Origin of the sequence: Burkholderia sp. Ap-955 (assembly GCF_011753045.1) — a bacterium.
In the GTDB taxonomy this organism is placed as follows: Bacteria; Pseudomonadota; Gammaproteobacteria; order Burkholderiales; family Burkholderiaceae; genus Burkholderia; species Burkholderia lata_D.
In genome coordinates this window covers 30467-53689 of sequence record NZ_VWWH01000022.1, presented here as the reverse complement: position 1 = coordinate 53689, position 23223 = coordinate 30467, and the positions used below count along the sequence as shown (strand labels likewise).

The 23223-nt window shown below is 66.6% G+C and carries 21 protein-coding genes; 15 read left to right on the top strand and 6 right to left on the bottom strand.

Annotated elements, in window-relative coordinates; translation table 11 throughout:
• The first annotated feature begins 104 nt into the window (after window positions 1-104).
• The 3 genes from F3J15_RS15065 to F3J15_RS15055 all read left to right on the top strand — a co-directional run bounded on the left by F3J15_RS15065 (window position 105) and on the right by F3J15_RS15055 (window position 3123).
• On the top strand, window positions 105-1103 hold the full coding sequence (locus F3J15_RS15065) for a LysR substrate-binding domain-containing protein (protein ID WP_069251304.1): 999 nt from the start codon (window positions 105-107) through the stop codon (window positions 1101-1103).
• Between the two features lie 713 nt (window positions 1104-1816).
• Window positions 1817-2260: a hypothetical protein gene (locus F3J15_RS15060; protein WP_166892135.1), complete on the top strand. Its 444-nt coding sequence runs from the start codon at window positions 1817-1819 to the stop codon at window positions 2258-2260.
• A 62-nt stretch (window positions 2261-2322) separates the two neighbouring features.
• A complete protein-coding gene (locus tag F3J15_RS15055) occupies window positions 2323-3123 on the top strand; it encodes a hypothetical protein (RefSeq protein ID WP_166892061.1) in 801 nt (266 codons plus the stop codon).
• A 349-nt stretch (window positions 3124-3472) separates the two neighbouring features.
• On the opposite strand, the gene F3J15_RS38220 is transcribed toward F3J15_RS15055, so the two are convergent.
• The gene (locus F3J15_RS38220; protein WP_345891502.1) at window positions 3473-4054 is read right to left on the bottom strand and encodes a hypothetical protein; all 582 of its coding nucleotides are present in this window, start codon (window positions 4052-4054) and stop codon (window positions 3473-3475) included.
• On the opposite strand from F3J15_RS38220, the gene pgaA reads away from it, so the two are divergent.
• The 8 genes from pgaA (at window position 4047) to F3J15_RS15015 (ending at window position 14643) form a co-directional block, all read left to right on the top strand.
• Window positions 4047-5921 carry a poly-beta-1,6 N-acetyl-D-glucosamine export porin PgaA gene (gene pgaA / locus F3J15_RS15050; RefSeq protein WP_345891503.1) on the top strand — a complete coding sequence of 625 codons (1875 nt, stop codon included), beginning with the start codon at window positions 4047-4049 and terminating at the stop codon, window positions 5919-5921. The genes F3J15_RS38220 and pgaA overlap by 8 nt on opposite strands.
• Window positions 5922-5939: 18 nt before the next feature.
• A complete protein-coding gene (gene pgaB, locus F3J15_RS15045) occupies window positions 5940-8030 on the top strand; it encodes a poly-beta-1,6-N-acetyl-D-glucosamine N-deacetylase PgaB (RefSeq protein WP_166892132.1) in 2091 nt (696 codons plus the stop codon).
• Window positions 8027-9298 (top strand): poly-beta-1,6-N-acetyl-D-glucosamine synthase, encoded by a 1272-nt coding sequence (gene pgaC / locus F3J15_RS15040; RefSeq protein ID WP_166892055.1) that lies wholly within the window; start codon window positions 8027-8029, stop codon window positions 9296-9298. Before pgaB ends, pgaC begins: the two co-directional genes overlap by 4 nt.
• Entirely contained in the window at window positions 9276-9764 is a 489-nt protein-coding gene (locus tag F3J15_RS15035) for a Biofilm PGA synthesis auxiliary protein PgaD (RefSeq protein ID WP_089447450.1), read from the top strand. Before pgaC ends, F3J15_RS15035 begins: the two co-directional genes overlap by 23 nt.
• Window positions 9765-9881: 117 nt before the next feature.
• Window positions 9882-11705 (top strand): glutamine--fructose-6-phosphate transaminase (isomerizing), encoded by a 1824-nt coding sequence (gene glmS, locus F3J15_RS15030; RefSeq protein WP_166892052.1) that lies wholly within the window; start codon window positions 9882-9884, stop codon window positions 11703-11705.
• Window positions 11702-12970, top strand: a complete 1269-nt coding sequence (locus F3J15_RS15025) for a hypothetical protein (protein ID WP_166892049.1) — start codon at window positions 11702-11704, stop codon at window positions 12968-12970. The genes glmS and F3J15_RS15025 overlap by 4 nt, the downstream gene beginning before the upstream one ends.
• 325 nt (window positions 12971-13295) lie before the next feature.
• Window positions 13296-14129: a cytochrome c gene (locus F3J15_RS15020; RefSeq protein WP_166892046.1), complete on the top strand. Its 834-nt coding sequence runs from the start codon at window positions 13296-13298 to the stop codon at window positions 14127-14129.
• Window positions 14130-14163: 34 nt separating this feature from the next.
• Complete coding sequence (locus F3J15_RS15015; RefSeq protein ID WP_166892043.1) at window positions 14164-14643, top strand: GNAT family N-acetyltransferase; 480 nt, start codon at window positions 14164-14166, stop codon at window positions 14641-14643.
• A gap of 92 nt (window positions 14644-14735) precedes the next feature.
• On the opposite strand, the gene F3J15_RS15010 is transcribed toward F3J15_RS15015, so the two are convergent.
• From F3J15_RS15010 to F3J15_RS15000, 3 genes are read right to left on the bottom strand one after another with little or no spacing between them, the layout of a single operon-like run.
• Window positions 14736-16001: a Zn-dependent hydrolase gene (locus tag F3J15_RS15010; protein WP_166892041.1), complete on the bottom strand. Its 1266-nt coding sequence runs from the start codon at window positions 15999-16001 to the stop codon at window positions 14736-14738.
• Window positions 15994-16518, bottom strand: a complete 525-nt coding sequence (locus F3J15_RS15005) for an L-2-amino-thiazoline-4-carboxylic acid hydrolase (protein ID WP_089442806.1) — start codon at window positions 16516-16518, stop codon at window positions 15994-15996. Before F3J15_RS15005 ends, F3J15_RS15010 begins: the two co-directional genes overlap by 8 nt.
• Window positions 16519-16572: 54 nt before the next feature.
• Entirely contained in the window at window positions 16573-17739 is a 1167-nt protein-coding gene (locus F3J15_RS15000) for a branched-chain amino acid ABC transporter substrate-binding protein (protein WP_166892039.1), read from the bottom strand.
• Between the two features lie 177 nt (window positions 17740-17916).
• Between F3J15_RS15000 and F3J15_RS14995 the strand changes: the two genes are divergently transcribed.
• From F3J15_RS14995 to ahpF, 4 genes are all read left to right on the top strand, one after another.
• A complete protein-coding gene (locus F3J15_RS14995) occupies window positions 17917-18813 on the top strand; it encodes a LysR substrate-binding domain-containing protein (protein WP_166892036.1) in 897 nt (298 codons plus the stop codon).
• A gap of 6 nt (window positions 18814-18819) precedes the next feature.
• Window positions 18820-19134, top strand: coding sequence for a hypothetical protein (locus tag F3J15_RS14990; RefSeq protein ID WP_240158781.1), 315 nt, complete (start codon window positions 18820-18822; stop codon window positions 19132-19134).
• A 177-nt stretch (window positions 19135-19311) separates the two neighbouring features.
• Window positions 19312-19875, top strand: coding sequence for an alkyl hydroperoxide reductase subunit C (gene ahpC, locus F3J15_RS14985; RefSeq protein ID WP_166892033.1), 564 nt, complete (start codon window positions 19312-19314; stop codon window positions 19873-19875).
• A 128-nt stretch (window positions 19876-20003) separates the two neighbouring features.
• A complete protein-coding gene (gene ahpF, locus F3J15_RS14980) occupies window positions 20004-21602 on the top strand; it encodes an alkyl hydroperoxide reductase subunit F (protein WP_166892030.1) in 1599 nt (532 codons plus the stop codon).
• Window positions 21603-21697: 95 nt separating this feature from the next.
• Here the strand turns inward: ahpF and F3J15_RS14975 are convergent, their stop codons facing one another.
• Window positions 21698-22477: an extensin gene (locus tag F3J15_RS14975; RefSeq protein ID WP_166892027.1), complete on the bottom strand. Its 780-nt coding sequence runs from the start codon at window positions 22475-22477 to the stop codon at window positions 21698-21700.
• A 160-nt stretch (window positions 22478-22637) separates the two neighbouring features.
• Complete coding sequence (locus F3J15_RS14970; protein ID WP_166892024.1) at window positions 22638-23192, bottom strand: carboxymuconolactone decarboxylase family protein; 555 nt, start codon at window positions 23190-23192, stop codon at window positions 22638-22640.
• Between the last annotated feature and the right edge of the window lie 31 nt (window positions 23193-23223).

The following is a 23223-nucleotide window of genomic DNA, read 5'->3' as shown; positions in this document are numbered from 1 at the left end:
AAAACATCGGGCCGACCGGCGCGATGCGCGGTACGCTAGAACGTTCGTGCAGCAAACGGTGCCGCCGCCTTTCAGGCGCCCGACTATAAAAAGCGAAGATCGAAATGGAAGCAAAGTGGCTGGAAGATTTCCTGAGCCTGGCGGATACCAAGAGCTTTTCCCGGGCCGCGCGTAACCGGCACCTCACGCAATCGGCATTCAGCAGACGAATAGCCGCACTCGAAACCTGGATGGACGCGAAGCTGGTGGACCGGAGCATCAACCCGATCACGCTGACGCCGGCCGGCCAGATGTTCCGCGGGCTCGCCGCGGACATCCTGCGCAGCATGTATGCGGCGCGCAATCTCGTGAACGGCTACGACCAGTTCGCGGCCAGCGATCAGGTCGTGCGTTTCGCGGTGGCCCATACGCTCGTCTTCACGCTGTTTCCCGAATGGCTCAAGCAGCTCAACGGCGAGGTCGGCCACGTCACCGCGCGCGTCAACGCGGTGAACGTGCCGGAAGGCGTGCAGCAGCTCGTCGAAGGGGAATGCGACCTGCTGCTCGGCTATCATCATCCGCAGCTGCCGATCGTGCTCGACCCGAACCACTTCCCGTTCGTCAGCCTCGGCGTCGAACGGATCCTGCCCGTATCGTCACCCGATGCGCGCGGCAAGCCCGTGTTCCAGCTGCCGGGCACCCCCGATGCGCCGCTGCCGCTGCTCGCGTATTCGTCGGGCGCATTTCTCGGCAACATCGTCGAGATGCTGCTGCTGAACGCCACCGAGCCGTACGTCCTGCACCGGTGCTTCGAGACGCACATGTCCGAGGCGCTGAAGGGCATGGTCGTGGCCGGGCACGGGATCGGCTGGCTCCCGGAAAGCTGCGTCGCGAAGGAACTCGCGGAAGGCACGCTCGTGTGCGCGGGTTCCGGCGACTGGATCACCGAGCTCGAAATCCGCCTGTACCGGTCGGCCCGCAAGCGCGGGCTCGCGGCCGAGCAACTGTGGACCTACATCATGAACCGGCCGCGCGCGGCGGTCGAAGGTGCAGCCGGCGCGGCCGAACCCGCGGCCGCACCGGCGATGCGCATCGCACGACGCAGCGCGGGCGGCAGCCGCTGATCGCCGCGTTCGCGTCGTTCCCGCGAACGACGCGAACGCAAGTCCGGTTCGCGACAATCGGGTGTGCGCAGGCATTCGCACCGCGCCGCTTCCCGGCGAACGCGCCCCGCTCTCCGGTAGCAAACAACGATCCCGCTTTAGCCTGAATAATTACCGCTCCGGACGTGCAATCGATATCAGACGAATCGCAATCGTTTGCATTCCGACGATGAACTTTTTACATCCGGCATAGTACACGGGCATTTTACGTCTGATTATCTGGGCGGAAATACCCTGTTACAGAACAAATTAAAAGTTTCGATTTACCTGTAACAATCTAAAATACCAACAACGCCTCCCTCGCATTTCATATTGTGCGACCTGTATCTGGTTCGATATCAATTTCCCTGAGACACAGTCGCAAAAATTCCTTTTATCAGTCGTTATTTTTCGGCATGAATGTCGATACGTCTGACGTGATTCAATGCGTGCAGGATCATCGCTACCGAATAGCAATTTTCATGTTCGGCAATATCGACTTTCTTCATAGTTAAGAGAAGTCATACGAATCCGTCGTTATCCTATTTAAATAGGATATTTAACGCCGTCCCATTCAGGCCACACGCGGTTGTTGGTTCAAAAACCATCGTGTATCAATAGCGTGTCGCAAAAAGAACGTTGGCAAATCTGACTCGGAATAAATGCTCGCAATTGATTCCGGACGGGAGGTTGCAATGTCTTCCTCGTTTCGACAGCATGCTCGCCCTTTGCTGGGCGTCTTCATCTGCACGCTCTGCATGAATGCAACGGCCCAGACGCTCACGTCCCAGCCACCCGCGTCCGCCGCCGCCACCGCGTCCGGTCCGGGTGCGGATCGCTACGTCATTTCGTATATCTGCGGCGATGCGCGGATCGACGGTACCGCGCCGCTGCCGCCCGACGGGCGGCCGTACAACCTGGGCGTGTCGTTTGCTTCCGCCAAGACGGGGCAGCCGCTCGCCAACGTCCAGGTGCGCCTGCGGCGACATGGCCGCGTACTCGTCGAATTCAATGCCTCGGGGTCGCGTTGCCTGTTCAGCGTGCCCGATGCGAGCTACCGGGTCGAAGGAACCTATGAGGGAGCGACCCAGTTCGCGATCGTCGAAACGGGGGTGCTGACCACGCAGTTGAAATGGTGAGCGCCACCTGAGCGCACCCCATCACGTCTTACAACACAACGTATCGAATCGAGGAGACATGAATGACTCGTGCAGAACGACAGGACGACTCGCCCGCCCACCAGCCGAAACCCTCCTGGGGTCCCGGAAAGAACGCGGCGCTCAGCTTCGTCGCATTCGCCGCGATCTTCGGCATCTTCGCGTACGCCGAACGGGACACGACGGTCGGTCATGCGAGCGTGACGCACGACATCTCCGGCGCGATCGGAACCGCCGTGGGGAAAACCCGCAACGCGATCATGACCCTTGCCTCGCGCGCAACCGCAACCGGTACGTCCGGGACATCGGCCGAGCCCGGGCCGGCCCCGACACGCACGCAGGCCGCGCCGCCCGCACCGGCGCCGCAGGTCGCGTCGACGTCGGCTGCGCCCGAGCTATCCACCGTGCCGCCCGTCACGCTCGCGGCCGGACCGGAAGCCGCGCCGCAACCCGCCCCCCGTGCCGTCGCGAAACTCCGGCAGTCGGCGCATGTGCCGCCCGTGAAGCTCGCGGCCGGTACGCATCCATCGGCCTACGGTCGCGCCGCCACGCGGCACGGCGCCGCGCACCGTGCGCAGCGTGCCGAAGCGCTGGCTGGCACGAGCAGGCGTATGGACTTCGCGCCCAGGCCCCGGCCGTATGGCACCGACACCATGCGGATGCAGACGGCAAGCATCACGCACGCCGAGCTGGAAAGCGCGCGTGCGCTGGCGAAGGCGCGCTCGTGCGCGGTAATCGACGAATGGGACTGTGTGGAACAAAACGCGAGCCGGGCGCTCGCGATCGACCCCAAGAACAGCGAATCGCGTGCATTGCTCGGTCAGGCGATCCGCAACCGGCTGTAAGCCGGGTCCGCATCACCGGGCCCTCGCAGCCCGGCCGCGCGACGTGCGAAGACGTGCGTCGTCAAGCGGCCAACTGATGTGATCGTGCCAACAGGAGACAACTCGTGGACAACAATCGGAAACAACAATTCACCACCGTCGCGCCGTCCAACCGACGGCTCCTCCTGCATGCACCGCTGGTGCTGCTGCTCGTCGCGTCCAGCCCCTGCTTCTCCGCCGACGGCGATCCGGAAGCAGGCCGCGTCAACGAATTCGCCGGAACCCACGGCGCCCCGGATGCGGGGCCGCGCGGTGGACAGCCGACGGTCGTGTCGATCCAGATTGCCCTGGCCGAAGTCGCCCCGCCACCTCATGCGACGACGCCGATCGCGCGGGCTTCGGACGAATCGATGCAGATCGCGCAGGCATCGAACCCGCAGCAGCCGACCATGCCGACCACGGTCGTGGTGGAACCGGAGGCGCCGCGATCGAGCGCCGCGGTGCCGGATGCGCGATCGCCGGATACGGCGGATACGGCAAATACGCCGACGCCGGTCGCGCAGATACCGACAGCGCCGATGCTGCTTGCGCAGGCCGAGAACGCCCGCCCACCCGAAGCGTCGACGATGTCCGACACTTCCGCCTCCCCTTCGCCGGCGCCGATCGCGCCGCCTTCGGACACCCCGCCGAAGATCGAACAAGCCGCACCCGCCACGCCGCCGCTCGCGCCGACGCAAACCGCGCAGGCCTCCGGCACCCCGATGCCGAACTCGCCCTCGCCCGTTCCCCAGATGCCTGGCTCGCCGCCGCCGTCGTCTCCGGGGCCGAACTCGCAGACGCCCGGCGCCCAGCTACCCGGCGAGCCGACACAGCGATCGCAAGGACCCGACGTCGAAAAGCCGAATGCCCAGGCGCCGAACCTGCGTACCGCCGACGTCGAGACCGTGCGCAACGACGTGTTCGGCCTCGCGGCGAGCGGCGGCGCGGTCAAGGCGCTCGAGGAAGCGAAGGCCCGGCCCGATGCGTTCTCCGCCGTCGACATCGCGCAACTGGAAGAACTGTCGATTCGCCAGCAGGTGCGCGGCGGACGCGACAAGTCGCGCTCGATGACGAGTTCCGACCGCTTCGACGGGATCGACAACGCGCTGCGCGCGGCAGACGATCTCGACAAGCGGATGCCGGCCACGCCCGAGTACACGCCGGTCAGGACCGCGCTCGCGGGCGACCGGACGATCGCCCTTGCGGCACGCGGCGACATGAAGCAGGCCGTCGCGACGTTCGAGACGATTCCGTCCAACGCGGAAATCTCGATCGACGCGCTGGCAGCCGTGGGCGACGCCTACCTGTACCTGAGCGAACCGGGCAAGGCGAATGCCGTGTACCAGCGCGCGCTGAAGCAGGCGACCGCGTCGCCGACGGATCGCGCGACCCGCGGCTTCCAGTACGGCGAGCGCACGCGTCCGATCGAACTGCGCGAAGGGCTGTTCTGGTCGTACGTCGACCAGGGACGCGCGGCGGACGCCAAGAAGGCGCTCGACGACATGGGCGCGACGCTGCCGCCGGCCAAGCAGGTGACCAACGTCGGTCCGGGAGAAAGCGACTATCTGCGCTACTACCGGCTGCGTGCGCAATACCTGATCTTCACGGGTCACCCCGATGAAGGGATCGCCGCACTCGAAGAGCTCGAGAAGGAGGTGCCGTTCAACGCGGAGGTGCGCGCCGCGCACGCCGACGCGGTGTCCGGCCAGGCGCATCCGCGCCAGGCGATCGCGATGTATCGCGCGTCGCTGACCGACCACCCCGACAGCGTCGAGATGCTCGCGGGCCTCGGTCGCGCATCGCTCACGGCAGACGACTACGCGACCGCGAAGAGCGTCGACCAGACCCTCGACAACACGTTCCCGGACAGCGGCGCCGTGCGGACCTTCAAGCGCGACTACAAGGCGTACCGCAGCCCGGTGTTCACCACCGACCTGAGCTTCGAGCACGGCAACAGCGCACTGGCCGACAACAGTTTCACGTCGGACAGCTACCTCTATTCGCAACCGTTCGGCGACAACTGGCGGGTCTTCGCGCACACGTTCTACGGCCATGCGCAAACCGACAGCGGCAGCGTCAGCCGCACGCGCACGGGCATCGGCGGCGACTACCGGCACGGGCCGCTCACCGTGCTGGGCGAAGTCACACGCTCGCTCGGCGGGGACGGACGCACGGGCGGCCGCGGATCGATCGCGTACGCGCTGAACGACTACTGGACAGTCTCCGGCGGGCTCGACTCCAACGACAACTCGCTGCCGTGGAAGGCGTATGCCGCGCACATCTGGGGCCGCTCGGCGAACGTGTCGGTCGTGTTTCGCCAGAACGACCGTCGTGAGGTCAAGCTGAGCTACGGCGTGAGCCGCTACAGCGATTCGAACTTCCACCAGGAGATCGCGGCAACCGCCACGCAGCGCGTGTACACGACCGCCAACCAGCAGGTCAACGTATCGCTGGATCTCGGCACCGACAGCAACACGCGCACGAACGCGCCCTACTTCAGCCCGGGCCGCGACTATGCGGCCGCGGCGACCGTCATGCACCAGTTGACGCTGTGGAAGAAGGGCGACATGGGGCTGCAGCAGCGCGTCTCGGTGTCCGGCGGCATGTACAACGAGCGCGGCTTCGGCACCAGCGCCCTGTGGAGCGCGCGCCTCGAGCACGCGTGGACGTTCAAGCACGACATCACGCTGAGTTACGGCGTCGAGGTCAGCAGCCACGCGTACGACGGCCAGCGCGAACGCTCCGAAACCGGCTTCATGTCGGTCAACCTGCCGTTCTAGCAAGGAGATCGAGCAATGCTGCAATCCAGACGGACCTTCATGTGCGGATGCATGGGCGCATTTGCCGCCTGTTCGCTGTTTCCGGGCGTGACCAATGCCAAGATGATCGACCTGCTACCGCCATCCGATCCGGCCGACGGCAAGACGTTTCGCGTGATCTGCATGCATGACGTGCGTGACAACCTGATGCAGACGTTCAACTCCGGTACGGCGATGGTCGACGCGTTCGCGGTCGATACCGGCACGCTGACCGCCATCTTCTCGTGGCTGCAGACCAACAACTACCACACCATTACGGTCAAGCAGATCGAGGAGTCGCGGCACGGCGGCAAGCCGCTGCCGCCGCGCTCGGTGCTGCTCACGTTCGACGACGGCTTTCGCAGCCACTACACGAAAGTGCTGCCGCTGCTCGAGCGCTTCAAGTATCCGGCCGTGATGGGCCTCGTCACCGCGTGGATCGACACACCGCCGGATACGCCGATCCGCATCAGCGACAAGGTTCAGGTGCCGCGCGACTATTTCCTGTCGTGGGACGAGGTGAAGAAGCTCGGCCAGTCGCCGTACGTCGAGCTCGGTTGCCACACCCACAACCTCCATCACGGCGCGGTCGCGAATCCGCAGGGCAACGAATTGCCGGCGACCACGTCGCATCTCTACCTGCAAGACCAGAAGCGCTATGAAACCGACGCCGAATTCCACGCACGCGTGCACGACGACCTGCAGACTTGCGTGCGGCAGATCCGCGAACGCACGGGCATCGTCGCACGCTCGATGGTGTGGCCATACGGCGCGGAAAACCAGCCGGTGCGCCAGATCTCGACGTCGCTCGGGATGGACATCCAGTTCAGCCTCGATGCCGGCCCGAATACGCCGGACGTGCCGCTGGACCGGCTGCGGCGGATCCTGATGATGTACGACGTCGACATCGGCGGGTTCGAGCGGTCGATGCGCGAACCGGCGTCGAACCGCGGCGACGTCGACGTGCCCGAGCGCATCGTGCAGGTCGACCTCGACCAGGTCTACGATCCCGATCCCGCACGGCAGGAAACGAATCTCGGCAAGCTGATCGAGCGCATCTACCGGATGCAGCCGAAATCGGTATACCTGCAGGCTTATGCGGACCCGAAAGGCACGGGTGTGGCCGAGGCGGTGTATTTCCCGAACCGGCACCTGCCGATGCGCTCCGACCTGTTCTCGCGCGCCGCGTGGCAGCTCAACACACGCGCCAACGTGCAGGTGTACGCGTGGATGCCGGTGCTCGCGTTCCGGCCGCCGGCCGACAAGCTGCGCGGGCTCGAGGCCGTGAGCGCCTACGGCGGCGCGCCGGCTCGCGAGAACGGCACGCGCACGTTCCGGCTGAGCCCGTTCGATCCGGAAGCACGGCTGATGATCCAGCAGGTCTACGAGGATCTCAGCAAGCACGCTTCGTTCAGCGGCATCCTGTTCAGCGACGACGCGGTGCTCGACGACTACGAGGATGCGGGCCGGCATGCGCTGCGCATCTATTCGCAGTGGGGGCTGCCGGCCGACGTCGGCAAGATCCGCGAGAACCCCGAGCTGCTGAAGCGCTGGACGCGCCAGAAGTCGCGCTACCTGATCGACATGACCAAGCAGCTGGAACAGATCGTGCTCGCCCACCAGAACGTGGGCGACGTGCTGACCGCGCGCAACATCTTCGCGATGCCGGTGCTCAAGCCCGAATCGGAAGCGTGGTACGCGCAAAACTACGACGATTTCCTCGCCAGCTACGACTACGTCGCGCTGATGGCGATGCCGTACATGGAGCAGGCGAAGGATCCCGAAGGCTGGCTGGACCAGCTCGTGAAAGCCGTGCGCGCGAAGCAGCGCGGGCTGCAGCGCACCGTGTTCGAACTGCAGTCGTACGACTGGCACGCACAGAAGCAGGTGCCGGCCAGCACGCTGCTCGCGCAGATGCGGCGGCTGCGCAGCGAAGGCGCGGTGAATTTCGGCTACTACCCGGACAACTTCCTGAACGGGCAGCCGGAACTCAACGTGATGCGCGACGTGATGTCGCTGAAGTCCCGCCTCGACCCGACCTCGATCAACGCGCTGATGCAACAGCATACGCAGGGAACCAAGACGCCATGACCACCCACAGCATCATCCAGCGCCTGCAGGATTTCGTCTTCTACTACCCGTTCTTCATGTCGTACCTGTGGATGATCGGCGGCGTCGTGCACTACTTCCTGCTCGAGGAAGGCCGCGAGATGTCCGCGCGGACGATCGCGTCGAGCGGGATCCCGAAGATCTCGATCGTCGTGCCCTGCTTCAACGAAGCCGCGAACGCGCGCAGCGTGATCAGCCACCTGGACCGGATGCAGTATCCGAACTACGACATCATCGCGGTCAACGACGGCAGCAAGGATCGCACCGGCGAGATCCTCAACGAGCTGGCCGTCGAGATCCCGCGGTTGCTCGTGATCCATCACGCGCGCAACGAAGGCAAGGCGGTCGGGCTCACGACCGCGGCGGCCGTGTCGAACGCGGAATACCTGCTGTGCATCGACGGCGATGCGCTGCTCGCGCATGACGCGATCGGCTGGATGCTCGAGCATTTCCTGACCGATCCGGGCGTCGGCGCCGTGACCGGCAACCCGCGCATCCGCACGCGCACGTCACTGCTCGGCCGCATGCAGGTCGGCGAATTCTCGTCGATCGTCGGGCTGATCAAGCGCACGCAACAGGTGTACGGCCGCATCTTCACCGTATCCGGCGTGATCACGATGTTCCGCAAGACCGCGCTCGCCGACGTCGGCTACTGGAGCTCGGACATGCTGACCGAGGACATCGACATCAGCTGGAAGCTGCAGTGCCGCGACTGGCGCGTCGTGTACGAGCCGCACGCGCTGAGCTGGATCCTGATGCCCGAGACGGTGAAGGGCCTGTACCGGCAGCGGTTGCGCTGGGCGAAGGGTGGCATCCAGGTGCTGATGAAGTACGCGGGCTCGCTCGCGCGACCGACGCAGATGATGATGTGGCCGCTGTTCGCCGAATACCTGATCGGCATCGCATGGGCGTACTCGATGACGTTCATCCTGCTGCTCGCGCTCGTCAACGTCGTGTACCCGCTGCCGCAAGACTGGCACGTATCGGTCGTGCCGCACTGGCACGGCATGCTGCTGGTCGCCACCTGCATCCTGCAATTGATCATCGGCAGCATGATCGATCGTCGTTACGACGAAAAACTCCTGATGTATTTCCTGGACACCATCTGGTATCCCGTCGCCTTCTGGCTGATCAGCATGATCACCACCGTCGTCGCCCTGCCAGCCGTCGTGCTGCGGGGCCGCGGCAAGCGGGCCGTATGGGTCAGCCCCGACCGAGGCATTCAACATGAAGAACGCACCGATTATTGACCTTTCCCTGCGCGCACCGCGCGAAATGATCGCCGAGCGCGGCCGCATCATCGGGTCCGTGCTGATCGTCTGGTTCCGGCTCTTGCGGCCGGCGCTGGTGGGGGCCGTGTGGGCATCGATCTGCATCTACACGTACCGCTACCTGCTGCCGTTCAATCCGGCCGAGATGCCGATCGAACAGATGGTGTTCTACGCGACCAGCATCGCGCTCATCGCGGGCACCATCGTCATGTGGCTGATCGCCGGACGCGTCGTGCATCCGCTGGCCTACCGGCTGCGCGTATCGAAGATACTGCGGCGCTCGGCCAGCGCGAAGGTGCGCTCGGTGCCGCCGACCGTGCTGGCAAGCGCCCGCCGGCGCGGCGCGCGGCGCACGACGCGCATTCTCGTCGCGTCGCACGACGCGAACGGCTCGATTTCCGACATCGAATGGGTAGCCCACGCGGGGCCGCAGCCCCGCGAGTAGGTCAGCGGAGCCGCGTCGCTGCGCACGGGATGTCATTCGTGCGACGCGGCGCCACTCCAGATACCGCGCTGCCGCACTTTGCCGGCAGCCCGGCAACCTTTGTGGACGAGGTGAAACATGTGCGGAATCGTCGGAGCAAGCGGCCTGAACAATCAAGTGCCGCAACTGGTCAATGCGCTGAGCAGGCTCGAGTATCGCGGCTACGATTCGTGCGGCATTGCCGTACAGGACGAAGGCCGCCTGCGCAGCGAACGCACGTTGCGGCGCGTGACCGACCTGCAGGCCCGCGTGCTGACGCTGGGCCTCGAAGCGCAGACCTGCATCGCGCATACGCGCTGGGCAACCCACGGCGCACCATCCGAAATGAATGCGCATCCGATCATGTCCGGCGACACGATCGCGGTCGTGCACAACGGCATCATCGAAAACCACGACGCGCTGCGCGTGGAGCTGCGGGAGCGCGGCTATACGTTTCGCGGCCAGACCGACACCGAGGTGATCGCGCACCTGATCCACAGCCTCTATCGCGACGACCTGTTCGACGCGGTCGTGCGCGCCGTCAAGCGGCTGCACGGCGCGTACGCGATCGCGGTACTGAGCGCGAAAGAGCCGCAGCGCCTCGTCGCCGCGCGCGCCGGCTCGCCGCTCGTGATCGGCATCGGCGCCGAACAGAACTACCTCGCGTCGGACTGCGCGGCGCTCGGCGACCTGACCGACCGCTTCGTCTACTTGGAAGACGGCGACGTTGCGCTGATCACGCCGGACCGGATCGCCGTGGTCGACTCGGGCGGGCACGAGGCCCAGCGCCCGCTGTGCCATGTGAAGGCGCGCGAAGACGACGCCGCGCTCGGCCCGTACCAGCACTTCATGCAGAAGGAGATCTTCGAGCAGCCGAAGGCGATCGCCAGCACGCTCGACGGCATCGACACGATATCGCCTGCGTTGTTCGACGCGACCGACGGCACGCGCGCGCTGCTGTCGCGAGTGAGGAACGTGCTGCTGCTCGGCTGCGGCACCAGCTACTACGCGGGGCTGACCGCGAAGTACTGGCTGGAGGCCATCGCGGGCGTGCCCGCCCAGGTCGAGATCGCCAGCGAATTCCGCTACCGCGAGACGGTGGCCGATCCGCGCACGCTCGTCGTCGGCATTTCGCAATCGGGCGAGACGGCCGACACGATCGGCGCGATCGAGCAGGCGCGCGACATGGGCCAGGAACTGTCGATGGCGATCTGCAATGTGGCGACCAGCACGATCGCGCGCAACGCGCCGCTGCGGTTCCTGACGCGGGCCGGCATCGAGCTCGGCGTCGCGTCGACCAAGGCGTTCACGACGCAGCTCGTCGCGCTGTTCGTGCTGACGCTGACGCTCGCGCAACTGCGCGGCCGGCTCGACGCGAAGCAGGTCGCGCTGCACCTGAAGCAGCTCCATGCGCTGCCCGAGCGCATTGGTCATGCACTCGCGCTCGAAACGCAAATCATGGGCTGGGCCACGAAGTTCGCACGCACCGAGAACGCGCTGTTCCTCGGGCGCGGCATTCACTTCCCGATCGCGATGGAAGGTGCGCTGAAGCTCAAGGAAGTGTCGTACATCCACGCGGAAGGCTATGCGGCCGGCGAACTGAAGCATGGCCCGCTCGCGCTCGTCACGAGCGCGATGCCGGTCGTCACGATCGCGCCGGACGACCGCCTGTTCCAGAAGCTGAAATCCAACATGGCCGAGGTACGCGCGCGCGGCGGACGGCTCTACGTGCTGGCCGGCGACCAGCTCGCGATCGACGCCGACCGCGACACGCACCTGATCCGCGTGCGCGAATCGGGTGACGTGCTGTCGCCGATCGTCAACGTGATTCCGCTGCAGCTGCTCGCCTATCACGTCGGCTGCGCGCGCGGCGCCGACGTCGACAAGCCGCGCAACCTCGCGAAATCGGTGACCGTCGAATGAGCGGGCGAACGCGCCCGGCACAGGCGGTCGCGCGGTGCGTCGCGACCGTGCTGTGCGGCGCATGCGGCATCGTCACGGCGATGCCGCCCGCCTTCGCCGCCACGCCGGTCGTGCATACGGTCACCGTGCAGGGCGCCCCTTCGTCTCACCCGGCCGTCGATCCGCGCAGCTTCATGCACGGCATCGGCGTGGCCGACGCCGGCAACGGCAAGCGCTGGGTGTTCTTCAGCAGCTCGGGGACCGTGCCGCGCGGCGCGATGCGCGGCGGCAGCTGGCCGCATGACGTGTACGTCGGCGAATGGCTGCCCGGCAAGCCGAACCTGCTGCACGTCCGCACGTTCATCAGCCGCCCCGAGGCGCAGGAGCCCGTGTCGATCGCGCAGAACGCTCGCGGCGACATCTTCGTCACGTTCGAGGACGGCTGGAACGCGCCGCAGGAAGTCAGCCAGCGCTACGGCGTCTACCGCCGCGACCTGAAGCCGATCAAGCCCTATCCGAACGACGTCGAATCGGGCGGCCACTCGGGACATGTCGCCACGGCGGCCGACCGCTTCGTCGTGTTCTATTCCGCCGACTGGATCGACGGCGGCGGCGTCGACAACCTCGGCACCGGCAACGGCGTGTACGTGAAAACTTATGACGCCGCCGGCCGCATGCTGAACCATGTCGCGGTCGCGCCGCGCCGCCGCGAGTGGTGGCCCGTCGTCGCGGGCTCGCCGCACACCGCGCTGCTCGTCTGGCAGAAATACATCGAAGGGAGCACGGACGCGACGCTCGAATACGCGATGTTCGACCCGGTCACGGCGAAGGTGGACAAGCTGGGGACGCTGAACGACGCGATCCAGTACTACGTGTATTCGTCGGCTTACGTGCCGGAGATCGACCGCTTCATCGTCGTCACGACGACGGCGGACGATCGCGGCGTCGCGATGCTGATCGCGCCGGATGGCCGCCGCACGGCGACGCTCGACTGCCTGCCGGCGTCGGTGCGCGAATCCGGCATCGGGGTGTCGGGCACGCATGCGTACGTACCGATCCGCGACGGGCGGCTGCTGACGCTGGCGCTCGGGCCGGCGGGCATTTCAGTGAGCGGCGTGCAGCGTTCGCCGATTCCGTGGGGTTCGACCGGTATCGCCGGCTTCCCCGGGAACGGCACGGCGATGCATTTCGTGTCGCTGACGCCGTCGGGCACGCGCGAAGCCGATTTCGAACCGGCCCGGGAAACGCCGACGCCGAAGAGCGCCGTGCCTTGCTCGAGCCATTGACGGCGGCGTGGTAACGGGCAGGATCACCGTGAACGCGGCCTGCATGCTCTCGTCCCGGCCTGCCCGCCGCCCCGCTCCCCGCGCTCCAGCGCTCCCGCCTCTTCCGCTCCTTCGCGCTCAAACCACGCCGCGCCATGCCACATCCTTCGCGCAGCCCGACTGCCAGGCGCGCTGCCGGCGGCTTGCCCGATCATGATCGGCCGCCCCCCTACTCGCGCCGCAGTCGCCAGCGCCGCGCGTACCGGATAGACTGTCGCCCGATTCCTTCCATCGGCCGCGGCGTCCGCCTCCTGTCGCCGCCGGAACGCCCTTACCCGGAGAACGAATGCTGAAGCGCCAGTGGTTTTCGCTTTTGCTGCTGACGGTTTGCCTGATCGGACAACGCGCGTCGGCCCAGTCCGCGCTCGAACTCGAGACGGACGGCACGGCCCGCGCCCTCACCCGGCAGACGCTGCTCGCGCGCCCCGATGCCGCCGACATCCACGTGCCGCGCGACATCGCATACGGCCGGCCGATGACGTTCCGCGCGGTGCCGTTCGCCGCGCTGCTCGGCGACAGGCTGCCGGCCGACGGCGTGCTCGAAACCCGTGCCGCCGACGGCTTCGCCGCGCAACTGCCGCTGGAGCTCGTGCGCCGCCGCACGCCGGCCGGCGCCACCCCGTGGCTCGCGATCGAGGATCCGGCGCATCCGTGGCCGAAGCTGCCCGGCAAGCCGGTCAGCGCCGGGCCGTTCTACCTGGTCTGGCTCGGGCCGGACGCGTCGTCGGTGCGCGGCGAGCAGTGGCCGTACCAGATCGTGCGCATCACGATCGAGTCGTCGCCGCTCGCGCGCTGGCCGTCGCTCGCCGTCGATGCCGCGTTGCCCGCGAACGATGCGGCTCGCGCGGGCCAGCACCTGTTCGTCATGCAATGCCTCGCGTGCCACCGCCTCGACGGCGCGGGCAGCAGCCATGCCGGCCCCGACCTGAACGCGCCGATGAATCCAGTCGACTACTTCCAGCCCGCCGCGCTGCGCCGCTATATCCGCAACCCGGCTTCGGTGCGCGACTGGCCGGGCCGCAGCATGCCGGCGTTTCCGCCCGATCAACTGAGCGACCGCGAACTCGACCAGATCGTCGCGTATCTCGCTTATATGGCGCGGCGCAAGGCCGCTCGGTAACGCGCGGCTGAATCGAATGACTCAAGGAACGTTGATGACGTCAGGCGACACGCTGTTCACCATCGCACCGATCGATGCCGCGCAGACGCACCCGCTCCGCGCGATGATCCTGCTGAATGGCGATCTGGATGCGAGCGCGCTGGCCGGCGACCATGCGCCGACGACGCTGCACGTCGGCGTACGCGACGCGTCGGGCATCGTCGCCGTCGCGTCGCTCTGCGAGGAGGTGCGCGACGACGATCCTGCGCGACCGGCATGGCGGCTTCGCGGAATGGCCGTCCACCCTGCCGTCCGTGGCATGGGCTTCGGGCGTCTGTTGGTGCAGGTGTGCGTACGGCACGCGGAAGCACACGGGGCTGCACTCGTGTGGTGTACGGCACGCGAATCCGCGTACCGGTTCTATGAAAAACTCGGCTTCGCAGCCGATGACGCGACGATCACGATGCCGGGGCGCACCGATATTGCGTTCCATGTGATGCGGCGATACATCGATCGGCAATCGCCGACGGGCTGACGCGAACCGGGCGTGCGCGACGTCAGGCGGAACGCGACGCGGCCCGGCCCGGCGAACACCCTCGCGCCGGACCACGACCGTCTCCCTCAGGCTCAGCGTTCCTGCGCGCTCCGCAGCACCGCACGCAACAGCACGTCGGCGCCCGCCGCCGCCCACTCGGGCGTAATCGCTTCGGCTTCGTTGTGGCTCAGCCCGTCGACGCACGGCACGAAGATCATCCCCGTCGGCGCGACGCGCGCGACATAGCACGCGTCATGACCGGCGCCGGACACGATATCCATGTGCGACAGCCCGAGCGCCTGCGCCGCATCACGCACTGTGTCGATGCAGCGCGGCGCGAACGGGATCGGCGCATACGTGAAGATCTGCTCGACCTGCGCACCGAGGCCCGTTTCGTCGGCGACACGTGCGAGTTCCGCGCGAAGCGTCGCGTCGAGCTCGTCGAGCACCGCGTCATCGGGGTGGCGGAATTCGACCGTGAAGAAGCACCCGCCCGGCACGGTATTACGCGAGTTCGGCCGCGCCTCGATCATCCCGACGGTCGCCCGCGCGTACGGCGCATAACGGCGGCCGAGCACTTCGACGAACGAGATCATCCGTGCGGCGCCGACCAGCGCATCGCGACGGAATTCCATCGGCGTCGTGCCCGCATGCGCGTCGACACCGGTGAGCGTCACCTCGTACCAGCGCTGCCCCTGCCCGGCCGTCACGACGCCGATCGTCTTGCCGGCCCGTTCGAGAATCGCGCCCTGTTCGATATGCAGTTCGTACGCCGCATGCACCGGATAGCCGCCGACGGGCTCGGCGCCCGCGTAGCCGATCCGCGCCAGTTCCTCGCCGATCGTCCTGCCTGCGCTATCGGTGCGCGACAGCCCGTATTCGAGCGTATAGACGCCCGAGAACACGCCGGCCGACACCATCGCCGGCGCGAAGCGCGAGCCCTCCTCGTTGGTCCAGATCACGACGTCGATCGGGCGCTCGGTCTCGATGCCCGCGTCGTTCAGCGCGCGCACGACTTCGAGCCCGCCGAGCACGCCGTAGATGCCGTCGTAGCGGCCGCCCGTCGGCTGCGAATCGGCGTGCGAGCCGGTCATGACCGGCGCGGCGTCGGGGTTGCGCCCCGCGCGGCGCGCGAACACGTTGCCCATCTGGTCCACGCGCACCGTGCAGCCGGCGTCTTGCGCCCATTGCACGAACAGGTCGCGCGACGCGCGATCGAGATCGGTCAGCGCGAGGCGGCAGACGCCGCCCTTCGGTGTTGCACCGATCTGCGCCATCCGGTCGAGCGACGCCCACAGGCGGTCGCTGTCGACGCGCGGCGCGCTCACGCTTTCAGCAATCGTGTCGTCGTCACGCATCGCCGTTCTCCGGCGCGGCCTGCAGCGCGTAACGGAAATCGCAGCGCTTGCCGCCCTGCATGATCGTGCTCGTACGCGTGAGCGCGATGTCCGGCGCATAGCCCTGGATGAAATAGCTGTCGCGCGCGCAACTCAGCAGGTGCCCGATCTCGCCGAGCCCCATCGCGTGATACATCTCCGCGTAGCTGCAGCGATGCACGTCGTAGTCGTAATGCGCGTCGTCCGCGCGCCGCACCTCGACGTCGAGCGCATCGTCCTTCTCCCACAACACTTGCAGCGCGATGAACGACTTCACGCTCGTGCCGCCAGGCTCCTGCGCGGCGAACGTGCGGCCGGCGTCGACCGCCGCGCCGCGCACGGCTTCCGCAATCACGGCCTGCGCGCGCTCGGCGCCGAACTCGCGCTTCATGATCTCGTAGATCGGCTTGATGATTTCCGCTTCGATGCGGCGCCGCGCGAGGATCCCGAGGCGCGTGTCCTCGGGTGCGGCGGCGGATGTCTGGGTGGCTTCGGTCATGGGGATCGTCTTCGTCGTTTTATCGCTGTTTCGCGCTGTGTCGCGCTGGGTCGCTTACTTGGTCGCGGTGCGCGAGCCGCCGAGCACGTCGACGACGCTCCACTTGCCGCCGCGCACCTGGTAGATCGTGAAGGCCGGATCCTTCAGGTTGCCTTCGGCGTCGAACGCGATCCGCCCCGTCACGCCGGGCCGGTCGATCGCACGCACCGCCGCGACCAGTTTCGCCGGCTGCGTCGTACCGGCCTTCTGCGCGGCCGCGATCAGCGTGGCGGCCGCGTCGTACGCGAACGGCGCATGCAGTTCGATCGGAGCGCGGAAGCGCGCCTGGTATTGCGTGTCGAACGCCTTGCCGCCCGGCATCCGGTCGAGCGGCAGGCCCGGCTCGAGCGCCGTCACGCCGTCGCCATCCTTGCCGGCAAGCGACAGGAAGGTCTGGCTCACGAAGCCGCCCGCGCCGAGCAGCGGCGCGTTCACGCCGAGCTGGCGCATCCGGCGCGAGATCGGTGCGGCCTGCGCATCGAGGCCGCCGAAGAACACGAGATCCGCGCGCTTGCCCTTGATCGCCGTCAGCACGCCGCTGAAGTCGGTCGTCTTGTCGTTCACGTACTGGCGATCGACGATCGTGCCGCCGTTCGCCTCCACGCCCTTGATGAACTGGTCGGCGAGCCCCGAGCCGAACGACGTGCGATCGTCGATCACCGCGATGCGCTTCGCCTTCAGCGTCTTCACCGCATACGCGCCGGTGAAATTGCCGCCCGCATCGTCGTGACCCATGATGCGGAAGGCCGTCGCGTAGCCCTGCTGCGTGTATTGATGGCCGGTGGACGCCGGCGCGATCTGCGGGATGCCCGCATCGCGATAGACGCGCGACGCCGGCACGCTGCAGCCCGTGTTCCAGTGGCCGACGACGCCGATCACGTGCTTGTCGACGAGTTGCTGCGCGACCGCGACGGCCGTGCGCGGATCGGATTGATCATCGGCCGCGACGAGCTTGTAGACGACCGGCTTGCCGCCGATGGTCGGATGCTTCGCGTTCGCGTCGTCGATCGCGAGTTGCGCGCCGTTCTGCAGATCCTTGCCGATCCGCGCGGACGGGCCGGTGAGCGGCGCGGCGAGACCGATCAGGATCGTCTGCGGCGCGGATTGCGCGAACGCGGGAACGGAGGCGACCAGGGCGGCCGCCGAGAATGCGAGACTGGCGTGGATAAAAGCGATTTTCATGTGCGGGGATCGGTGAATCGGATCAAAACATGAAAAATATTAAATATTGAGCACCTAAACCCCAAATACCCAATTGTTGGATGCTTATGCCGTTCCCGACACATTAACCTACATCACTGTAAATACAGGGTATTTTCATGTTGTCGCTTACCCTGACTTTTCGATAAAATTCGACACATGAAAAATATCGAACAATTGCCGCACGATCCGCCGCTGCGCGCGGTGCGTGCGTTCGAAGCGTTCGCACGCCTCGGGTCGGTCACGGCGGCGGCGGGCGAGCTCGACATCACGCCGTCGGCGGTCAGCCATCAGCTGCAGCTGCTCGAAGCGTTCATCCAGACGCCGCTGACCGTGCGCGAGGGCCGGCTGCTCGCCCTCACCGACGAAGGCCGCGACTACTACCGCTCGATCAGCGCCGCGTTCTCGGTGCTGCGCAGCGCGACGCGCTTCGTGCGCGACCGCTCGTCGCTGCGGCAGATCACCGTCAGCCTGATTCCGCTGCTCGGCATCGGCTGGTTCATTCCGCGGCTGCACGCATTCCTGGCCGAAAACACCGACGTCGACGTGACCGTGCTGTACGCGCATCACCGCAACTACCGCAGCGATGCATCGGACCTGTCGATCCGCTTCGGCACCGGCGACTGGCCCGGCTACCGCTGCGAACGGCTGCTGCCGGGCGCGATGGTGCCGATGTGCAGCCCGTCGTTCCTGAAGCGCCATGGGCCGTTCCGCACGCCGGCCGATCTCGCGCGCGCCCCGCTCGTGCACGACGAGGATCGCAGTACGTGGGTCAACTGGCTGCAGGGCGCGGGCGTGAAGCATGTGTCGCATGCGGTGGGGCCGATGTTCGAGGACGGCCAGCTCACGCTGAGCGCCGCGCGCGCGGATCTCGGCGCGGCCTTGCTGCGCGCGCCGCTGGTCGAGCGCGAGCTGGCGAATGGCGAGCTCGTGAAGCTGTTCGATCACGTGCTCGACGACGGGCGTGATTACTACCTGTGCACGCGCGAGGACGCGGACATGCCGGACGGGGCGAGGCGGCTGGCGACGTGGTTGAGGAAGATGGCGGGGATTTGAGGGGGTATGCCCGCCTATGAACCGGGAATCGGCATTCGCTCCGGATCGGCTGCGATCTTGCGTTTGCAGGGCCGGATAGCGATGATGACTCGTCGAGTAACGGAGGTTGCCATGAGCACAATCCCGGTCGACCTGTCAGCTGACCAGCATGCCGCGTTGACCATCATCGCGGCGAACAAGAACCGCTCCCCCGCCGAGATCATCGGCGACGCAATCGACGCCTATATCGCGCGACACGAACACACACTTGTCAACAATGTGTTCGGTCTATGGAAGGGGCGCGAGATCGCCAGCCAGGAGGACCTCCGCTCGGAATGGTGAAGGCACGTACAGCCCGTGCCGCCCGAATCACCTTCGGCGCCCGCCCCACCCAATCAAGGGCCGGAAGCAGATAGAAAATCCCGATGCCCCGGATTGAAACAAGCAATTTCACAAGCTCAGGGTGAACCCGGATACTGGCAACACTCCACTCACCACTGACGAAAAGGAATTGTCCAGATGCCGATCATCAACACCCAAATCAAGCCGTTCAAGGCAACCGCTTACCACAATGGCGATTTCGTGCCCGTCTCGGAAGAGAACTTCAAGGGCAAGTGGTCCGTCGTCGTGTTCTACCCGGCCGACTTCACGTTCGTCTGCCCGACCGAACTGGGCGACCTCGCCGACCGTTACGCGGAATTCCAGAAGCTGGGTGTCGAAATCTACGGCGTGTCGACCGACACGCACTTCACGCACAAGGCATGGCACGACACGTCGGACACGATCGGCAAGATCAAGTACCCGATGATCGGCGACCCGACGCTCACGCTGTCGCGCAACTTCGACGTGCTGATCGAGGAAGAAGGGATGGCCCTGCGCGGCACGTTCGTGATCAACCCGGAAGGCGAGATCAAGCTGTGCGAAATCCACGACAACGGCATCGGCCGCGACGCAGGCGAACTGCTGCGCAAGGTGCAGGCGGCGCAATACATCGCGGCGCACCCGGGTGAAGTGTGCCCGGCGAAGTGGACGCCGGGTGCGGAAACGCTGATCCCGTCGCTCGACCTGATCGGCAAGATCTGACGATCGCGCCGCGCGCCTCGCACGAGGCGCGCGAGCCTCCCGATGACGGGCCGCCGCGGCATGCGGCCCGCGCCCTCCTCCGGCACGACGTGCCCGACCAGAATCATTAATACGGAATCCGAAACGCCATGCTCGACGCCAATCTCAAGAACCAACTCAAAGCGTACCTCGAAAAGATCACGCGCCCGATCGAACTCGTCGCCTCGCTCGACGACAGCGCGAAATCGCAGGAACTGCTGGCGCTGCTGAACGAGATTGCGTCGCTGACGGATCGCGTGACCGTGACCGAACGCCGCGACGACGCCGAGCGCAAGCCGTCGTTCTCGATCGGCGAGCCCGGCAAGCCGGCCGGCATCCGCTTCGCCGGCATCCCGATGGGCCATGAATTCACGTCGCTCGTGCTCGCGCTGCTGCAGACGGGCGGCCATCCGATCAAGCTCGACGACGACGTGATCGAACAGATCCGCGCACTCGACGGCGACTACGCGTTCGAGACGTATTTCTCGCTGTCGTGCCAGAACTGCCCGGAAGTCGTGCAGGCGCTGAACGTGATGTCGCTGATCAACCCGCGCATCCGTCACGTCGCGATCGACGGTGCGCTGTTCCAGGGTGAAGTCGAGTCGCGCCAGATCATGGCCGTGCCGACGATGTTCCTGAACGGCGCGTCGTTCGGCCAGGGCCGCAGCAGCGTGAAGGAAATCCTCGCGAAGCTCGATACGGGCGCCAGCGCACGTGCCGCGAAGTCGCTCGAGTCCAAGCCGGTGTTCGATACGCTGATCGTCGGCGGCGGCCCGGCAGGCGCGGCGGCGGCGATCTACTCGGCGCGCAAGGGTATCGCGACGGGCGTCGTCGCCGAGCGTTTCGGCGGCCAGGTGCTCGACACGATGGCGATCGAGAACTTCGTGTCGGTGCAGGAAACCGAAGGGCCGAAGTTCGCGACCGCGCTCGAACAGCACGTGAAGCAGTACGACGTCGACATCATGGACGTGCAGCGCGCCGACGCGCTGATTCCGGGCGACGTGCACCAGATCCGCCTCGCGAACGGCGCGGTGCTGAAGGCGAAGACGATCGTCCTCGCGACCGGCGCGCGCTGGCGTGAAATCAACGTGCCGGGCGAGCGCGAATACCGCAACCGCGGTGTCGCGTACTGCCCGCACTGCGACGGCCCGCTGTTCAAGGGCAAGCGCGTCGCGGTGGTCGGCGGCGGCAACTCGGGTGTCGAGGCCGCGATTGACCTGGCCGGCATCGTGAAGGCCGTCACGCTGATCGAATACGGCGCGCAACTGCGTGCGGACGAAGTGCTGCAGCGCAAGCTGCGCAGCCTGCCGAACGTGACGATCGTCACGCAGGCGCAAACGACCGAGCTGACCGGCGACGGCAGCAAGCTGAACGGGCTCGTCTACAAGGATCTGCGCTCGGGTGCCACGCAGCGCATCGATCTCGAAGGCGTGTTCGTGCAGATCGGCCTCGTGCCGAACACCGAATGGCTGAAGGGTACGGTCGAACTGTCGAAGCACGGCGAGATCGTCGTCGATGCACGCGGCGCGACGTCGGTACCGGGCGTGTTCGCGGCCGGCGACGTGACGACGGTGCCGTTCAAGCAGATCGTGATCGCCGTGGGTGAAGGCGCGAAGGCATCGCTCGGCGCGTTCGACCACCTGATTCGTCAGGACGTTGCACCGGTTGCCGCCGCGCAGCCCCAGGCCGAGGAAGCCGTCGCCGCGTAACGCGCGTCAGCCCGTCGGCACAACAGTTTGTCTCTCTTGGCCCCGCATGCTTTGGTCGGCGTGCGGGGCCCTTTTTATGCCGAAGGCGTTCGCGGTTACTTGGTCGCGGTCGGGCCGCCGTCCGCTGGCGCAGGCGCCGTCGACTTGAAACTGCTCGACTGCCTGACCAGTTGCTCGGTCATCGCGGCCGCCACCGGATTCGCGCCGGACGACGAACCGCCCTGCCGGTACGAACCGGTGCTCGCCGGCATCGACGACACCGATGACATCGACGGCGGCGGCAACGACGGGTCGAGTTTCGCCGACTCCCTGACGAGCGCGGCGGTCTCCGGCGTTTCGGATTTCGTTGCGAAGGGTGCTGCGGCCGCGTGGCGTTCGAGGCCGTCGCGCTTGCGCGACGCGCGTTGCGTGACCTGCGCGGGTGCGGGTGCAGGTGCGGCCTGCTGCACGGGTTTGGCGGCCGGCGGCGGCGAAGATGGGGTCGAATCCTGCGCATCGACGGTCACGACGTTGACCTTCGGCGGCGGTGCGGCCGGCTTCGTCACCGGTTGCGGTTTGTCGCTGACGACCGGCACGGCGGGCGCTGCGTTGACGCGCGCGGTGGCGACCGGCGCAGAAGGCGCCGGTGCGGGTGGCGACGGCGCGACAGCCGCCTGTTTCGGTGCCATTGCGGCGGCCGGGGCCGGCGGCGCGATGGCGCCCTGCACGGCGTGATCGTTGCCCGCGGGCGCCGCGGCAACGGGCGCGGCCGAATCGCCGATGCCGGCATCTTCGATCGCGCGGTGATCCGCACGCAGGAGCATCACGTAGGCAGTGCCGGCCGCGGCTACCAGGAGCCCACCGGCGATCATCAAGGTCTTGCGGGTACTCGTCATGCTTGCTCACCGCTCATGTCGACGTGAACAAGCCATCATACGCGGCGATCGGCCGTCGATCCCGCATGAATACATTTGGTTGCATTGTGCCGGAACAGGTCGGCAACCCATTCGTCAGACGTATCGCCTCCACTGTTCCCGCACGATCAACGCACGGGGATCACTCCGGAAACGGCAATTCGGTCTGCCCTTCCGCGCGCATGCCGAACGTGTTCAGCGTCATCGCGACGAGCGCGTAGTAGCCGAGCAAGGCAACGAGATTCACGACGGTCTCGTGGCCGAAGCGCGCTTGCGCACGCGCGAACGTCGCATCGCTCACGCGCCGCGTGTCGTACAGCTCGCTCGCGAATGCATGGATCAGCGCATCGTCGTCCGACTCGAATGCGGGTGCGACGCCGCGCCGGATCGCGTCGGCCGTCGCGGCCGGCACGCCCGCCTCGAGTGCGATCGGATGGTGGATGTGCCACTCGGCCTGCGAGCGCCAGCGCGCGGCCGTCACGAGAATCGCGAGTTCCGACAGGCGCAGCGGCAGGCCCGTGCGATAGCGGCAGAACGCGCCGAGCTTCTGTGCGTGCTGAGCCAGCTCGGGGCTCGCGATCCAGCCGAGAAACGGCCCGTTCAGGTTGCCGCGCGGGCCATTGAGAATGTCGGCCAGCACGGCCTTCTGCTCATCGGTGGCCGATGCGGGATCGAACGGAGGCAATCTGTTGGTCATGGCGAAGTCCGGACTAGGTTCGATGAATGCG

Coding starts and splice junctions, on each gene's coding strand:
- F3J15_RS15025 (WP_166892049.1), top strand. CDS start 11,702: ATGAGCGGGCGAACGCGCCCGGCACAGGCGGTCGCGCGGTGCGTCGCG.
- pgaC (WP_166892055.1), top strand. CDS start 8,027: ATGACCACCCACAGCATCATCCAGCGCCTGCAGGATTTCGTCTTCTAC.
- F3J15_RS15010 (WP_166892041.1), bottom strand. CDS start 16,001: ATGCGTGACGACGACACGATTGCTGAAAGCGTGAGCGCGCCGCGCGTC.
- F3J15_RS14975 (WP_166892027.1), bottom strand. CDS start 22,477: ATGACGAGTACCCGCAAGACCTTGATGATCGCCGGTGGGCTCCTGGTA.
- F3J15_RS15055 (WP_166892061.1), top strand. CDS start 2,323: ATGACTCGTGCAGAACGACAGGACGACTCGCCCGCCCACCAGCCGAAA.
- F3J15_RS15035 (WP_089447450.1), top strand. CDS start 9,276: ATGAAGAACGCACCGATTATTGACCTTTCCCTGCGCGCACCGCGCGAA.
- F3J15_RS15060 (WP_166892135.1), top strand. CDS start 1,817: ATGTCTTCCTCGTTTCGACAGCATGCTCGCCCTTTGCTGGGCGTCTTC.
- F3J15_RS15000 (WP_166892039.1), bottom strand. CDS start 17,739: ATGAAAATCGCTTTTATCCACGCCAGTCTCGCATTCTCGGCGGCCGCC.
- ahpF (WP_166892030.1), top strand. CDS start 20,004: ATGCTCGACGCCAATCTCAAGAACCAACTCAAAGCGTACCTCGAAAAG.
- F3J15_RS15065 (WP_069251304.1), top strand. CDS start 105: ATGGAAGCAAAGTGGCTGGAAGATTTCCTGAGCCTGGCGGATACCAAG.
- glmS (WP_166892052.1), top strand. CDS start 9,882: ATGTGCGGAATCGTCGGAGCAAGCGGCCTGAACAATCAAGTGCCGCAA.
- F3J15_RS14990 (WP_240158781.1), top strand. CDS start 18,820: ATGCCCGCCTATGAACCGGGAATCGGCATTCGCTCCGGATCGGCTGCG.
- ahpC (WP_166892033.1), top strand. CDS start 19,312: ATGCCGATCATCAACACCCAAATCAAGCCGTTCAAGGCAACCGCTTAC.
- F3J15_RS14970 (WP_166892024.1), bottom strand. CDS start 23,192: ATGACCAACAGATTGCCTCCGTTCGATCCCGCATCGGCCACCGATGAG.
- F3J15_RS15020 (WP_166892046.1), top strand. CDS start 13,296: ATGCTGAAGCGCCAGTGGTTTTCGCTTTTGCTGCTGACGGTTTGCCTG.
- F3J15_RS14995 (WP_166892036.1), top strand. CDS start 17,917: ATGAAAAATATCGAACAATTGCCGCACGATCCGCCGCTGCGCGCGGTG.
- F3J15_RS15015 (WP_166892043.1), top strand. CDS start 14,164: ATGACGTCAGGCGACACGCTGTTCACCATCGCACCGATCGATGCCGCG.
- F3J15_RS15005 (WP_089442806.1), bottom strand. CDS start 16,518: ATGACCGAAGCCACCCAGACATCCGCCGCCGCACCCGAGGACACGCGC.